At 58.0% G+C, this 14,172-nt stretch carries 12 protein-coding genes; 8 read left to right on the plus strand and 4 right to left on the minus strand.

All coding sequences use genetic code 11. The features are described 5' to 3' along the window. The first annotated feature begins 101 nt into the window (after positions 1-101). Positions 102-2,522, plus strand: a complete 2,421-nt coding sequence (locus HY26_RS06320; protein ID WP_158531432.1) for a TonB-dependent siderophore receptor — start codon at positions 102-104, stop codon at positions 2,520-2,522. Between the two features lie 161 nt (positions 2,523-2,683). Then, complete coding sequence (gene purL, locus HY26_RS06325) at positions 2,684-4,960, plus strand: phosphoribosylformylglycinamidine synthase subunit PurL (RefSeq protein WP_112073122.1); 2,277 nt, start codon at positions 2,684-2,686, stop codon at positions 4,958-4,960. Between the two features lie 55 nt (positions 4,961-5,015). On the opposite strand, the gene HY26_RS06330 is transcribed toward purL, so the two are convergent. Both HY26_RS06330 and HY26_RS06335 read right to left on the minus strand, forming a co-directional pair. After that, positions 5,016-5,558, minus strand: coding sequence for a porin family protein (locus HY26_RS06330; RefSeq protein ID WP_233351548.1), 543 nt, complete (start codon positions 5,556-5,558; stop codon positions 5,016-5,018). 337 nt (positions 5,559-5,895) lie between these two features. Then, the gene (locus HY26_RS06335) at positions 5,896-6,918 is read right to left on the minus strand and encodes a M20/M25/M40 family metallo-hydrolase (protein ID WP_112073123.1); all 1,023 of its coding nucleotides are present in this window, start codon (positions 6,916-6,918) and stop codon (positions 5,896-5,898) included. 125 nt (positions 6,919-7,043) lie between these two features. Here HY26_RS06335 and HY26_RS06340 point away from each other — a divergent pair, with 125 nt between their 5' ends. From HY26_RS06340 to grxD, 3 genes are all read left to right on the plus strand, one after another. Beyond that, positions 7,044-7,274: a BolA/IbaG family iron-sulfur metabolism protein gene (locus HY26_RS06340; protein WP_034768101.1), complete on the plus strand. Its 231-nt coding sequence runs from the start codon at positions 7,044-7,046 to the stop codon at positions 7,272-7,274. A 69-nt stretch (positions 7,275-7,343) separates the two neighbouring features. Continuing rightward, positions 7,344-9,200, plus strand: coding sequence for a M2 family metallopeptidase (locus tag HY26_RS06345; protein WP_112073124.1), 1,857 nt, complete (start codon positions 7,344-7,346; stop codon positions 9,198-9,200). A gap of 82 nt (positions 9,201-9,282) precedes the next feature. Then, on the plus strand, positions 9,283-9,621 hold the full coding sequence (gene grxD / locus HY26_RS06350; RefSeq protein ID WP_112073125.1) for a Grx4 family monothiol glutaredoxin: 339 nt from the start codon (positions 9,283-9,285) through the stop codon (positions 9,619-9,621). Between the two features lie 4 nt (positions 9,622-9,625). Here grxD and HY26_RS06355 read toward each other — a convergent pair whose 3' ends face one another. Then, the gene (locus tag HY26_RS06355; protein WP_112073126.1) at positions 9,626-10,018 is read right to left on the minus strand and encodes a hypothetical protein; all 393 of its coding nucleotides are present in this window, start codon (positions 10,016-10,018) and stop codon (positions 9,626-9,628) included. Between the two features lie 53 nt (positions 10,019-10,071). Here HY26_RS06355 and rimO point away from each other — a divergent pair, with 53 nt between their 5' ends. Then, positions 10,072-11,421 (plus strand): 30S ribosomal protein S12 methylthiotransferase RimO, encoded by a 1,350-nt coding sequence (gene rimO / locus HY26_RS06360; protein WP_112073127.1) that lies wholly within the window; start codon positions 10,072-10,074, stop codon positions 11,419-11,421. Here the strand turns inward: rimO and HY26_RS06365 are convergent. Then, entirely contained in the window at positions 11,403-12,107 is a 705-nt protein-coding gene (locus HY26_RS06365) for a DJ-1/PfpI family protein (protein ID WP_034767956.1), read from the minus strand. The genes rimO and HY26_RS06365 overlap by 19 nt on opposite strands. Before the next feature lie 66 nt (positions 12,108-12,173). Between HY26_RS06365 and HY26_RS06370 the strand changes: the two genes are divergently transcribed. Together HY26_RS06370 and HY26_RS06375 are read left to right on the plus strand one after the other, a co-directional pair. Further along, positions 12,174-13,139, plus strand: coding sequence for a GlxA family transcriptional regulator (locus HY26_RS06370; protein ID WP_112073128.1), 966 nt, complete (start codon positions 12,174-12,176; stop codon positions 13,137-13,139). A gap of 97 nt (positions 13,140-13,236) precedes the next feature. Next, positions 13,237-14,169: a GIN domain-containing protein gene (locus HY26_RS06375; protein ID WP_112073129.1), complete on the plus strand. Its 933-nt coding sequence runs from the start codon at positions 13,237-13,239 to the stop codon at positions 14,167-14,169. Positions 14,170-14,172: the final 3 nt, after the last annotated feature.

The raw sequence follows: 14,172 nt of genomic DNA on the forward strand, positions 1-14,172 counted from the left end.
TAAGCTATTCAGGCAAGAATCTTCCAATTCCATCTGTTTTGGCGCTCCAATCAGCATTAACTGGCCTCGTGAGGTTAAAAAACAGACAGGAGCATAGAATAATGACCATTTTGAAGTCATTGCTTGTCACGGCGTCTTCCATCGCCGTCGCAACTACACTTTCGGTCGCTTCAGCTCAGGAGAGCGATGAAGCAGGTTCCAACGAGCTGCGTCAGGGCCAAGTCGTTGTGACCGGCACGCGCACAGCCAACCGGACAGCCCTCGAAACGGCCGTTCCGGTTGACGTGTTCCCCGTTGAAGAGCTTACGGAAACCGGCCGCGTTGAACTGAACCAGATCCTCAGCACGACGGTGCCGAGCTTCAACTTCAACCAAACCGCCATCAATGACGGCACGGACATCATCCGCCCGGCGACGCTTCGCGGTCTCTCCCCTGACCAGACGCTCGTTCTTGTGAACGGCAAGCGCCGCCATTCCTCTTCCCTGGTCAACATCAATGGTTCGGTTGGCCGCGGCTCTGCAGCTGTCGACCTCAACTCGATCCCGACCAGCGCCATTGGCAACGTCCAGGTCCTGCGTGACGGCGCATCGGCACAGTACGGTTCCGACGCAATCGCCGGCGTTATCAACGTTATCCTCCGTGAAGACGATCATGGCGGTGGCCTGAATGTCCGTTACGGCGCCAACGTCACCGATCCAGAAGGCCTGAACCGCAGTGAGATTGACGGTCAGACAACCACGATCGGCGGCTGGACCGGCTTTGGCCTCGGCGACAACGGCTTCCTGACGGTGTCGGGCGAGTATTCCCTTCGCCAGGCATCGAACCGGGCCGGTCTCGACCCGCGCCAGCAATTCCCGGACGATCCGGCTTATGCCGAAGTCGAGCGTAATTTCGATCGCCTGAACCACCGCTACGGCAACGGCCGTGCGGAGAACGTGAGCTTCTTCTTCAATTCCGGCTACACGCTGGAGAGCGGTGTCGAACTCTACGCTTTCGGTGGCGTTCAGGATCGTGAGGGTGAAAGCCCCGGCTTCTACCGTCGCGCAAATGATTCCCGGAACGTGCCGGAAATCTATCCGGGCGGCTTCCTGCCGGTTATCGGCGGTGATGTGACCGACTACTCTCTGGGTGGTGGTGTTCGCGGCGTCGCAGGCGGCTGGGACTATGACGTGAGCGCTGTGTATGGCTCCAACGAGTTGGACTACTCGGTCAACAATTCTCTCAACGCTTCTATCGGACCGACCAGCCAAACGTCGTTCAATGCCGGCGCCCTGGCCTTTGACCAGGTCACTGTGAACGCCGACATCGTCAAAACCTTCGACAACCTTTTGCCGGGCGAAACCTCGCTGGCATTTGGTGCCGAATACCGCGATGAGAGCTTCGAAATCACCGCGGGTGAAGAAGCGTCCTACATTCAGGGCCCCCTCCCGGCTGCCGCAGGCAGCCAGGTCTTCCCGGGCTTCACGCCTGAATCGGAAGTCGATGTCAGCCGGGATGCCGCCAGCATCTACGCTGAAGTCGAATGGGTGCCGAACGACCAGACGCTCATCTCTGCAGCGGTTCGCTACGAAGACTACTCCGACTTTGGTGATGCTGTGACCGGCAAGCTTGCCGGCCGTTACGACTTCACCGATCAGGTTGCTGTCCGTGGTGCCATCTCGACCGGCTTCCGCGCACCGAGCCTGCAACAGCAGTACTTTACGGCCATCTCCACCAACTTCATTGATGGTGTGCCGTTCGAAGTCGGTACGTTCCCGGCGACTTCCGCTGCTGCGGTCGCACTTGGCGGTGGCCAGCTGGATGCAGAAGAATCGACCAGCTACTCGCTGGGCCTGGTTCTGACACCAACTCCGGATTGGTTCGTCACGATCGATGCCTATCAGATCAACATCGACGACCAGATCTTCCTGACGGAGAACCTGGGCGGTGATGATGTTGATGCCGTGCTCGCCGCAGCCGGCGTGACCGGTGTGCAGCGCGTCCGCTTCTTCCAGAACGGTATCGAAACCGAATCCAAGGGCGTCGATATCGTGACCAAATACGGGTTCGACTTCGGGAACCTGGGCACCCTGGACGCTTCAGCAGCGTTCAACTACTCGAAAACGGAAGTCACGCACGTGCCGGACAATACGGTCATTCCGAACCTGACGCTGTTCAGCCGTTCCAACACGCTGACCCTGGAAGAGAGTGCGCCTGAGACGAAATTCATCCTCGCAGGCAACTACACCTACCAGCAGGCTGATTTCGTCCTTCGCGCAACGCGCTTTGGCGAAGTCCTGGTGCCGTCGAACAATCCGGACAACGACTTCACCCTGGATGCTGATTGGGTCATCGATGCGTCTGTGAACTTCAATGTCACCGACAAGTTCAGCGTTGGCGTCGGCGCAGACAACCTGCTCGACGAATATCCGACGATGACGCCGGATGGCTTGAACTTCAACGGCATCTTCCCGTATTCGAGCCGCAGCCCCTACGGCTTCTCGGGCCGCTTCGTTTACGCACGCGCCAGCTACAACTGGTAAGTGCCTCGGCCCGTCTTCAAGACGGAATGAGCTGAAAACAGGACGGGCCCGCCTTTCATGAGGCGGGCCCGTTTTCGTATCCGCGCCTTATGTCAGGGATGCAGGTGCTTTGATGGCAATAGACGCTGGCGACTCGTGGAATTTGCCGCTAAAGCCCGGCCATGACCGATACAACTGCGATCCTCGACCATCTCACCGCCGAGCAGGACGAAGCTGCCGGCTTGGAACACGGCATCAAGGCAGACGAATGGGACCGGCTCATTACTCGCCTGAACCGCAAGCCCAACCTCGTCGAACTCGGCATTTATTCGGTGATGTGGTCAGAGCACTGCTCCTACAAGTCATCCCGGCGGCACCTGTCCAAATTTCCCACGAAGAACGACCGTGTTATCCAGGGACCAGGCGAGAACGCCGGCGTGATCGATATCGGCGATGGGCAGGCCGCCATCTTCAAGATGGAGAGCCACAACCACCCCTCTTACATCGAACCGTATCAGGGCGCGGCGACCGGGGTCGGCGGGATCCTGCGCGACGTATTCACCATGGGGGCTCGTCCGATCGCGCTGGTCAACGCCCTGCGCTTTGGTTCGCCGGATCATCCGAAGACCCGTAATCTGGTGGCCGGCGTCGTGGCAGGCATCGGCGGATACGGGAACTGCGTCGGCGTCCCGACCGTGGCAGGCGAGACCCAGTTTGACGAAGGATATAACGGCAATATCCTCGTCAATGCGATGGCGGTCGGTCTGGCCGATCAGGACAAGATCTTCTACGCGCGCGGCGCAACGCCAGGTAATCCGATTTTCTATGTCGGCTCCAAGACCGGCCGCGACGGCATCCATGGTGCAACGATGGCGTCGGCCGAATTCTCTGAAGGCGATGAAGAGAAGCGTCCCACAGTTCAGGTCGGCGACCCGTTCACGGAAAAGCTGTTGATCGAAGCCTGCCTTGAGTTGATGGCGACCGATGCCATTCAGGCCATTCAGGACATGGGCGCAGCAGGTCTCACCTCTTCATCCGTCGAGATGGCTGCCAGCGGCGGCGAGAATGGCGAAGGCATCGGCGTGGTCATGGACCTCGACAAGGTGCCTCAGCGCGAAGAAGGCATGACCGCCTATGAAATCATGTTGTCAGAAAGCCAGGAGCGCATGCTCATGGTTCTCTACCCCGACAAGATCGACGTCGCCAAACAGATCTTCAACAAATACGACCTCGATGCCGAAGTCATAGGCGAGACGACAGACAGCGGCCATCTCGTGCTGAAACAGTTTGGCCAGGTGGTATGCGATATCCCCGTCGCGCCGCTGGCTGACGACGCGCCGAACTATGACCGCCCCTGGAACGAGCCACCGAAGCGCGCACCGCTGGATATTACAAAATACCCGGAACCTGCAGACTATGGCGAAACCCTTCTGAAGCTGATGTCTTCACCTGACATGGCATCCAAGCGCTGGGTTTGGGAACAGTATGACCGGCATGTGATGGGCGACACAATCGACAGCTCACAATCTGGCGGTGATGCAGCTATCGTCCGTATACACAACACCAACAAGGCGCTCGCGATCTGTTCGGACTGCAATCCGCACTATGTGGCCGCTGACCCGTATGAAGGCGGCAAGGCTGTGGTGGCCGAAGCCTACCGCAATCTGACCGCCGTCGGTGCATCGCCCATCGCTATCACGGACAATCTGAATTTCGGGAACCCCGAAAAGCCGAACACGATGGGCTATATCGTGAAGGCCATTGAAGGCATGGCTGAAGCCTGTCGTGAACTTGATTTTCCGGTCGTGTCCGGCAACGTCTCGCTCTATAACGAGACTGACGGCGTCGCAATTCCGCCAACGCCCGTTGTCGGTGGTGTGGGGCTAATCGAGGACCTTGCCAAGACCGCGACACTGAAGGGTGCGCAGCCCGGAGACATGCTGTATGTCATTGGCGAAACTGCTGGTGCACTTGGCGCTTCGCTCTATGCCCGTGTTGTGCTTGGACTAAAGGGCGAAGATGCTGGTGCGCCCCCTCCCGTCAATCTTGCAGAAGAAGTCCGGATTGGCGGATTTGTCCGCAGCCTGATCGAGCGAGGCCTCGTCAATGCTGTGCACGACGTCAGCGATGGTGGCATCGCCTGCGCCGCTGCGGAAATGGCATTGGCCTCCGGCTGCGGCGTGACACTCGTGCCCGACCGCGATCCGGAAGAGACGCGTTCGGAGCCGGGTCTCTTCGGCGAGGACCAGGGACGGTATCTGATTGCGGCAACCGAAGACCAGTGTCGTGAGTGGGAATCACACGGCTTCCTGCCGGCGGTGTTGGGAAAATTTGGCGGCGACAGTATCGTACTGCGAACGGGAACAGGCAAGGATGGCACAGAGTACACCGTGCCCCTGAAGACGCTTCGTGACGCACACGAAGGTTGGCTGCCGACTTATATGAACTCAGTGGACTAATTGAGTGCGCCCTCCCCGCAATACTGCGAGAAGGGCACAGTTGGATACGGCCAGTTTAGAATTTGTAGCCGACTCCAAGCATGATACCGTTCGTGTCGGTGTCCTCGAAGGAGTAGTAAGTGTAGTCGCCTTTCAGGTAGACATTTTCGGTCAGGTCATAGCTGAGGCCAGCACCGAACGCCGGGCCCTCCTCGGAATCTTCGATTGTTGTGAGGGTTGCGCTACCCGGCGTCTGGATTGATGCATCCAGATCGATATAGGCGTAGCCAGCCCGCGCATAGGCATCGAGACGATCCGTCAGCGGAACTTCTGCCTTACCATACAGGCCGACCAGATAGTTCAGGCCAATATCGCCGAAAGCAGCGATCAGGTCATTGAAGTCGCCGTCATTGTTGTCGTCAAGATCGAACGAGTCTTCATCAACATTGTAGTCGAATTCACCATCGTCGATACCGGAAGCAAGCTCACCTTCGATACTGAAGATCGAGTTGAACTGGTAACCGAGACGTGAGCCGATTACATTGGTGTCGACCCCGCTGTCTGCACCATCCGGCTCGATTTCAAGATACTGGTAACCGCCTTCCACATAGAGGCACATTGTCCTGTGCGGCCGCAGCCCCTGCGATACCCGTGGCAACCGTTGCGGCGAGAATATACTTCAGCATGGTCCTAAATCCTTGCAGAAACTGTTCTAGCTCTTGACCCCCGCCAGAGAGCAGCGGAGACGCCTGCCCAACGGAGCGCCCGGAGAAGCAGTTCCTGCTGGATTTCAGGAATCTGCACATGTTGCGGCAGAAGCACGGCTCCCGTCCTCATTCACGGAACGGAAAAACATCAATATGTCTCGTGAGATACGGCTGCATTTTAAGGCCAGAACAATGCTGCGCCACTCGGCGTCACACATATAAAAATGCCAGGTTAAGACGTGCCTGATGTCACTCGGCCGTTGGCGATGCGAACGGATTTTTCAGCGAGAAGTCCAGCGTGTCGAGTGCATTGTCGGCGGCGATAGCCGCCATGACCAGCGTGTCGGCAGAGTGCACAAAGAATTCCGCAGGGATCAGATCAAAGTCATCTGTAGGCTTATGATAGTCGGCATAGTCCTCGACTCCGAAATAGAGAAACGGGATACCGGCTTCGAAGAAGGCTGCCTGGTCTGACAGCATTGTCCAGTCATCGGGGCCCTGCTCCGGCCGGTCGTGCCCCATGAGCAACTTGACAGGCGTCTTTTCAGCAAGGCCTTCGACGAACGGAACCAGGCCGGGACTGTGATATGTCCCCGATACATAAAGTTCGTTCACGTCGGACCGGCTGACCATGTCGAAGTTTATATTCAGCGCGATCCGGTCCAGGTCTATTTCTCCAGACCGGATCAAGTTGCGGGCGCCCAGCGCCCCGGGCTCTTCTCCATCAACGAGCGCAAAAAGAATATCGTGTTCCGGCGGGTGGTCCGTGAACCATGCGGCCACCGCGATCAGAGCAGCGGAGCCCGAGGCATTGTCGTCTGCGCCGTTGTATATTTCACCATCAATGACTCCGAGATGATCAAAATGCGCGGTGATCGCCAACATTTTCCCTTTACCCGGCGTCTTTCCCTCGATGAGGCCAATCAGGTTTGTTCCCTGAACCGGCTGGGCATTTTCTGCACCCGGCTCCGGTAAAACCGTGAACGTGTGTTCGTAAGAGTCTCCGATTTTGGTGAGGCGCAGTGTTTCAAAACGCTTTCTCAGAAATCCACGCGCCGCTTCGTTGCCCGGCGTACCGATCGCGCGGCCTTCAAGTGCGTCGTTCGAAAGAACTTCGGTCAGGTGCAGCAATTCACCTGCATCAACATACTCTCCCTCAGGAAGTGGTACAGATACGTCATGGGTCGGCTGTGGTGTATTCAGGAACCAGAAAAGGCCCAGTATCAGAAACGCCATCAAGCCTGCTGCCACCGTCCAGATCTGTCTCTTCATGAGGACCTCTCGCTTCGTCGTGCCAGACGGTAGGAGGACGCCGGTTGAGGTGCAAGGCGTCCGCTGCCAAGCTTGACGGGGCTGCCCTTGCAGCCCAATTGAGCCCGGAGATCGAGGAGAATCCCATGGGTATGTCACGCGAAATTCTGATGGAGCATTTGACGGACGCTTTTCCCGAAGCGGAGATCGTGCTGACCGACCTCGCTGGCGATAATGACCATTGGCAAGCCGAGATCATCAGTCCTCAATTTGCTGGCATCCCCCGCGTGAAACAGCACCAGCTCGTCTATGCGGCACTCAAGGGCAAAATGGGTGGAGAGCTGCACGCATTGGCCCTCAAAACACGCGCGCCCTGAGGCGCAGCGACCCGATTGACCTTACGGAGGGTTCACGGTTTTCTCCCGTTCAACCGGAGGAGACCATCCATGAAAAGATTCGCCCTTTCCGCCAGTGTCATAGCGCTTTGCGCCGCGTTGGCTTCCTGTGCCGCAGACACCACGCCGGCAATCGACGGCGCATTGGTTGAAACACCCGAAATCGATGAAACCGCAGCCGAAATCGCGGAAGCAACCGCATTTGTGAAGCGCGCCGAGACAGAACTGGCTGCGCTAAGCAAGGTCACAGCCCTCGCCTACTGGGCCAACGCGACAAACATCACCGACGAGACAGATGCGGCCGCCGCAGAAGCTGGTGCGAAGATGACCAAGCTTTCTGTTTCGCTCGCCAATGAATCCAAGAAATACAATGTCGACATTATGCCGTACGATGTCGCCCGCAAGATCCGCATCCTGCGCAGCGGCATCACGATCCCCGCCCCCTCCCGCGAAGGTGCGGCAGAGGAACTTTCGGCGATTACGACCGACCTCAGCTCAACCTATGGCAAAGGCAAGTTTGAATACAAAGGCGAGATGATCAATCTGGACCAGGCATCCACGATCATCGAGACGTCCCGCGATCCTGAAGAACTGAAAGCTGTCTGGGAGGGCTGGCGCACCGTGTCGCCGCCGATGAAGGCTAACTACGCCAAGATGGTCTCGCTTGCCAATGAAGGCGCGCAGGAACTCGGCTATCCGACATTGGATAAGATGTGGTTGTCCAATTACGACATGCCGCCGGAAGAGATGGAAGCTGAAGTTCAGCGTCTCTGGGGCCAGGTTGAGCCGCTGTACAAGGATCTCCACTGCTACGCGCGTACGAAGCTGAATGCGACCTATGGCGATGACGTTCAGCCGAAGACCGGCCCGATCCGCGCTGACTTGCTTGGCAACATGTGGGCCCAGCAATGGTCGTCCATCTATGACATCGTCAAGCCGGACACGACGCCCGTCAGCTACGACCTCACCACGCGCCTGAACGAGCGCGGTTACACACCCGTCAAGATGGTCGAGACAGGCGAAGGCTTCTTTACGTCGCTTGGCCTGGATCCGCTTCCGGAAACATTCTGGGAGCGCTCGAAGATCACACGGCCGGAAGGCAAGGAAGTGGTCTGCCACGCATCGGCATGGGACCTCGACGATGAAGAAGATGTCCGCATCAAGATGTGTACGGAGATCAACTCCGAGGACTTCTTCACGGTCCACCACGAACTCGGGCACAATTTTTACCAGCGCGCCTACAAGGACCAGCCTTATCTCTATAAAAATGGCGCCCATGACGGCTTCCATGAGGCAATCGGTGATTTCGTCGCCTTGTCGATCACGCCAGAATACCTGGAGCAGATCGGCCTGATCTCTGAAGATGAAAAACCTGGCCCGGACGCCGATACGGCGCTGCTGATGCAGACGGCGCTCGACAAGATCGCCTTCCTGCCCTTCGCTCTGACCGTCGATAGCTGGCGCTGGGATGTCCTGAATGGCACGACGGCGCCGGAAGACTACAACAAGGCCTGGTGGGACCTGCGCCTGAAGAACCAGGGCATTGTGCCCCCAGCGCCGCGACCGGCTGACGCCTTCGACCCCGGCGCCAAGTATCACATTCCGGGCAATACGCCTTACCTGCGCTATTTCCTGTCCTTCGTGATGCAGTTCCAGTTCCATAAGGCGGCCTGTGAACAGGCAGGCTGGGAAGGCCCACTGCACCGCTGCTCGATCTACGGCAACAAGGAAGTTGGTGAGCGCTTCAATGAGATGCTGGAGGCCGGCATGTCCCGTCCGTGGCCGGAAACACTGGAGAAATTCACCGGTACCCGCGAAATGGATGCGAGCGCCATGGTCGAGTATTTCGAGCCCCTGACCGAGTACCTGGAAGAGCAGAATGAGGGCCAGTCCTGCGGTTGGGACTAGGTTTTACGCGAACCGGATGGGGCGGCACGCTTGACGCCGCCCCTTATCCACCACACATCACGGGAAATCCGGAGATAACACCATGACCGACCAAGCCACGTTCGACGCCATCAAACAGGCCGTAGAAAGCAACGATGTCGTCCTTTTCATGAAAGGCACACCGACCTTCCCGCAGTGCGGTTTCTCATCCGTCGTGGTGCAGGTGCTGGATTATCTGGGCGTGGAATACGTTGCGACGAACGTTCTGGAGAACCAGGCCGTCCGCGAAGGTATCAAGGTCTACTCCGAATGGCCGACCATTCCTCAGCTCTATGTGAAGGGCGAGTTCGTCGGCGGCTGCGACATCGTCAAAGAGATGTTTGAAAGCGGCGAACTGCGAGATTTCCTGAAGGAAAAAGGCATCGAGCTCGAAGACGCCTGATTGTCTAAGCAAAGAAGTAAAGACCGATCAGAATCAGGATCGGGACCAGCGACAATCCGAACAAGTTGCGCGTAAAGGCATATGTCCCGATCCATTTGTCGATTTCGGGATCGCCGCTTTCTGCCGTGGTCGTGACCATATCGACATTGCCGCCTTTGATGACCGTATCGTCTGACAGGATGTATTTCTGCAGCGAACCTTCCAGCAGCAAAGCTCCAAAATAGAAAAGCCCACTGAAGCTGATACTGGCAAAGGCAAACGCCATGACGATCGGGGCCAGTTCCGGTTTCCGGAACTGGCCCATCAGCCAGAGCGCTCCAAAGAGCACGATGGCGCCGACGATTACGGCGACGATCTGGATCAGTCTGAGGCGCTTGAAGTCCGGCTTGTCAGCCATGCGATGCGTCCTCCCGCTTTCCTGTCCCACACTTTCAATATAGCAGAACGGACATGGACACGACCACCCGCCCCGCCCCGATCCGCCCGACGCAGCCGAAAGTCGGCATCGTCTCGCTTGGCTGCCCCAAAGCGCTCGTTGATTCTGAGCGGATCATCACGCGTCTGCGGGCCGAGGGCTATCAGATCGCTCCGGACTATTCGGGCGCAGACCTGGTGCTGGTGAACACGTGTGGCTTCCTCGACAGCGCACGGGACGAAAGCCTTGATGCCATCGGCGAAGCCATCGAGGCGAACGGCAAGGTTATCGTGACCGGATGCCTGGGCGCAGAGCCGGAAGTCATCGAAAAGGCGCATCCCAAAGTGCTGGCGATCACGGGTCCGCATCAGTACGAAGCGGTCATGGAGGCAGTCCACACGCACCTGACGCCACCGCACAATCCGCATCTGGACCTCGTGCCGGAAGCGGGCCTGCGCCTCACACCGCGCCACTACGCTTATCTGAAGATCTCTGAAGGCTGCAACAACCGCTGCAGCTTCTGCATCATTCCCAAGCTTCGCGGCGATCTCGTCTCCAGGCCGATCCACCACGTGCTGACCGAAGCCGAACAGCTCGTAAAAGCGGGCGTCAAAGAGCTCCTCGTCATCAGCCAGGATACGTCCGCCTACGGTCTCGATGTCCGCTACAAGCCAGAAACCTGGCATGGCACGGAATACGAAACCCGCTTCCTGGACCTCGCGAAGGGCCTGGGCAGCCTCGGCGTGTGGACTCGGATGCACTATGTCTATCCTTACCCACACGTGGATGCCGTTATCCCGATGATGGCGGAAGGGCTGATCACGCCGTATCTGGACATTCCGTTCCAACACGCATCCGCGAATGTGCTGAAAGCGATGAAGCGCCCGGCAAAACAGGACAAGGTGCTGGAACGCATCCAGCAATGGCGCCGCGATGTGCCGGATCTTGCGATCCGGTCTACCTTCATCGTCGGCTTCCCGGGTGAGACCGAAGAAGACTTCGAAATCCTGCTGGATTTCATTCGAGAAGCGAAGATCGATCGCGCCGGCTGCTTCCAGTACGAGAACGTCGCCCACGCAGACAGCCGCGCCCTGCCCGGTCATGTGCCGGATGAAGTGAAGGAAGAGCGCTGGCACCGCTTCATGCAGGTTCAGGCCGAGGTTTCGGCGGGTCGCGCGGAAGCACAGGTCGGTACCGTCCAGGACGTCATCGTCGATGGCGCTGATGAAGAGCCCGGCATGATGATTGCCCGAACCAAAGCCGATGCGCCGGAAGTCGACGCGGTGGTCTACCTCGAAAACGCAACGCAACTGAAGCCGGGTGACATCGTGGCGGCGAAAATCACCGGCGCCGACGATTACGACCTCTACGCGACGCCTGCCTGAGCGCGCATCCGCTCACCCGCTTCGCGTGCTTCGGCCCTGCGCTGATCCATCACCTTTGCCATCATCCGGTTGTAAGCTGCGACTGTTTCTGGCTCAGCCAGTTCCGGCCGACCGCCGGGAAATGGCGGCGCCGGGGCATATTCATAACCGAGTGTCAGGGCCTTGGCGTAGGCCTCTCCGGCGATCTTCGCGACCATGGTCAGGGCGAAATCGATCCCGGCCGTAACACCCCCACCCGTGAACGTATTCCCGTCCCGCACCACGCGGCCGGTATCTATGGTGGCACCGAACTCCGTCAACAGTTCACGCCACGCCCAGTGACAGGCCGCCCGCTTACCCTGAAGCAAGCCAGCTGCTCCCAGAATGAGTGAGCCCGTGCAAACCGACGTGACATAGGTGGAGCGCGCTCCGAGGCGACGGATCTCGCTGACGAAGTCTTCGTCCAGAGCCACCTGCGTTGCCGTGACGCCGCCGGGTACGCAGAGAAGATCACAGCGCTCGATCTCCGACAGCTTCGCTGTGCGCCCGACGACCAGATTGCCTTCGGCAACCACGTCTCCACCATCTCGGCTCGCGATCACGGTTTGCGCATCGGGTAGTCGGCACAAGACCTGGTGTGGTCCAGTAAAGTCTAGATGAGTCATGTTATCATAGACGGCAAACACGGTGGTGAACGGCTGGGTCATGGTGGCCTCCTTGCTGACCGTTCTTTTCTGAACTAAATCCTTTATGGCAGAAAGGACATTGTTCCCATGTTTTCAGCCACCACCAAGACCCGTGACATCGGAGTGCTGATCTTCGAGGGTTTTCAGATGCTGGACGCCGCCGGACCGATTTCTGTCTTTGAAATGCCGATCCGCGGCATGTCTCCTCCGCCTTACAATCTGACAGTCTACTCCATGACCGGCGGCCCTGTTCGGGCCTCCAGTGGTGTTTGCCTGTGTTCCCAGAAACTCCCGGCAGACCTGACTCTGGACACGTTGATTGTATCTGGCGGCGAAGGCACTCGCGAGGTGATGCGCGACAAGGAACTCCTGAATGCAATCAAGGACCTGTCCAGTCGCACTCGGCGAACAACATCTGTCTGTTCCGGCTCCATACTGCTCGCCGCAGCAGGGCTTCTGAACGGCCGGCGCGCTACCACGCACTGGCGGCGTTGCCCGGATATGGCACGGCACTTCCCCGCAGTGACCATCGAAGCTGACCGTATCTACGTCCAGGATGGCAAGTTCTGGACTTCTGCAGGTATCACCGCCGGGATCGATCTTGCCCTGGCGCTCGTTGAAGATGATCTGGGACCTGAAGTTGCGCGCCGCTCCGCGCGCGAGCTGGTGGTTCACCACCGCAGGCATGGGGGGCAATCCCAGTTCTCGGTTATGCAGGATGTGAAGCTGGTATCCGGCCGCTTCGATGCGCTCATTGACTGGATCCGGACCCATTTATCCAGTGATCTCAAGGTTGAACAAATCGCGGAACAGGCTGGAATGAGCCCGAGAAATTTCGCTCGGGTTTTCCGTTCAGAGACTGGCACGACACCGGCTCGCTTCGTCGAAAAACTACGGCTTGAGTCGGCAAGGCAGTATGTAGAGACAACCAGCAGTTCCCTGCAGCAGATTGCCAAAGATACCGGATTTGTGGACGCTGAACGGATGCGCACTGCCTTCATCCGGGCCTACGGGCAACCACCGATGGTCTTGCGCCGTCAGGTGCGTTCTTGAGCGGCATAAAGCACAGACCCAACCAATATTATCGTTATTCGACGATTGACATATCGTATTTCGATAATTCATAGTGCTTCTATCAAGGAGATCACTTATGAAACGTACAGCTACATGCCTCGCCGCGCTGCTCGCTTTGACTGCACCGGCCGCACTCGCTGAATCCAAAACCTTCAGCGCACAATCATTCTCCCAGATCGAAGCCGCGGGACCGATCGATGTGATCTATCAAGCAGCGGCGACACCGTCGATTGTTGTGGAGCAAGCTGAAAACGACTTCAGCGACATCTACCTGGACTTTGAAGGCGATACACTGGTCGTTTCCCGTAACAGTGTCCGGAACCGTTCTGGTTGGTTCAACAACGTGTCGATCAATACCAAGAATGACCGCAAGGTCATCAAGGTCAATGGCAAGCGGGTGCCCTACTATATCGTGCGCGTGTCCGGACCGGATCTCGACGGCGTGCTGGTGAAGCGCTCAGCCAAACTAACCGCAACCGGAGTCGACAGCGACAATTTCGACGCCCGCGCGTCTTCCAGCGGAGATCTCGAACTCGCAGGTTCAGCTAGGATTGCCAGCCTCCATGCGTCGTCCAGCGGAGATATTTTCGCGTCCGACTTCCGTGCGGAGACACTCGGCCTTCATTCGTCATCAAGTGGAGACATCGAAGCAATAATGGTCGGGACCGGACAGGTTCGGATTGAAGCTTCCTCAAGTGGAGACCTGGAATTGAAGTCGCTCGACGCCGCCGAGTTTCTGGTTGAGGCATCTTCCAGTGCAGATGTCGAGCTTTCCGGCCAGTGCACAAGCATCAAGGTTGAAGCATCCTCCAGCGCCGATGTTGATGCCAACGGTTTGACCTGCCTGAGTGCAAAAATCATGGCGTCCAGCAGCGCCGACATAAGTGTTTCCGCTTCTGAATCTGTAGAAGCGCGCGCCTCCAGCGGCGGGGATATCTACATCTCCGGTTCACCGGAAATCCGCGATGTTTCCCTGTCGAGCGGTGGTGACATCGAGTTCGGCAGCTGACCT

This window comes from Hyphomonas sp. GM-8P, assembly GCF_003263315.1.
Taxonomy (GTDB): domain Bacteria; phylum Pseudomonadota; class Alphaproteobacteria; order Caulobacterales; family Hyphomonadaceae; genus Hyphomonas.

Bases quoted from the DNA above. Each gene is read 5' to 3' on its own strand.
- HY26_RS06355 (WP_112073126.1), bottom strand. From the start codon at position 10,018: ATGGCTGACAAGCCGGACTTCAAGCGCCTCAGACTGATCCAGATCGTC.
- HY26_RS06345 (WP_112073124.1), top strand. From the start codon at position 7,344: ATGAAAAGATTCGCCCTTTCCGCCAGTGTCATAGCGCTTTGCGCCGCG.
- grxD (WP_112073125.1), top strand. From the start codon at position 9,283: ATGACCGACCAAGCCACGTTCGACGCCATCAAACAGGCCGTAGAAAGC.
- HY26_RS06320 (WP_158531432.1), top strand. From the start codon at position 102: ATGACCATTTTGAAGTCATTGCTTGTCACGGCGTCTTCCATCGCCGTC.
- HY26_RS06375 (WP_112073129.1), top strand. From the start codon at position 13,237: ATGAAACGTACAGCTACATGCCTCGCCGCGCTGCTCGCTTTGACTGCA.
- HY26_RS06330 (WP_233351548.1), bottom strand. From the start codon at position 5,558: ATGTGCCTCTATGTGGAAGGCGGTTACCAGTATCTTGAAATCGAGCCG.
- HY26_RS06370 (WP_112073128.1), top strand. From the start codon at position 12,174: ATGTTTTCAGCCACCACCAAGACCCGTGACATCGGAGTGCTGATCTTC.
- purL (WP_112073122.1), top strand. From the start codon at position 2,684: ATGACCGATACAACTGCGATCCTCGACCATCTCACCGCCGAGCAGGAC.
- HY26_RS06340 (WP_034768101.1), top strand. From the start codon at position 7,044: ATGGGTATGTCACGCGAAATTCTGATGGAGCATTTGACGGACGCTTTT.
- HY26_RS06335 (WP_112073123.1), bottom strand. From the start codon at position 6,918: ATGAAGAGACAGATCTGGACGGTGGCAGCAGGCTTGATGGCGTTTCTG.
- rimO (WP_112073127.1), top strand. From the start codon at position 10,072: ATGGACACGACCACCCGCCCCGCCCCGATCCGCCCGACGCAGCCGAAA.
- HY26_RS06365 (WP_034767956.1), bottom strand. From the start codon at position 12,107: ATGACCCAGCCGTTCACCACCGTGTTTGCCGTCTATGATAACATGACT.